The following is a 268-nucleotide window of genomic DNA, read 5'->3' as shown; positions in this document are numbered from 1 at the left end:
TCAAAAGCTGCGAGGCGGGTTTGACTTGCGCGTGAGGGGCCACTATAGACCGGGCTTCAAACCTATACCCGGGTTGGCCGCGATTCCTGCAAGGCGCCGCCCGAAAAGACCGGAGACCGAGCGATGAAACGCACCACCATCGAGGGCATCGCCTTCCACTGCGCCCGCGCCGCTTTCAGAAAGTCCGCGCGCTGCACAAGTGTCTGAAGACAAACGGAAACCGCCGGGGGCTCATTCCCCGCATCGCTGTCGGGGGCCTCCGGCGGCA

General features: G+C 64.2%; 1 pseudogene. It reads right to left on the bottom strand.

From position 1 onward, the window contains the following. Window positions 1-62 precede the first annotated feature (62 nt). Window positions 63-268, bottom strand: a pseudogene (locus KZZ06_RS20970) (hypothetical protein); the annotation flags it as partial.

Origin of the sequence: Sulfitobacter sp. CW3 (genome assembly GCF_019392245.1) — a bacterium.
GTDB lineage: Bacteria > Pseudomonadota > Alphaproteobacteria > Rhodobacterales > Rhodobacteraceae > Sulfitobacter.
Note: the sequence above shows the minus strand (reverse complement) of the source record. Positions and strands in the feature narration are given on the sequence as shown.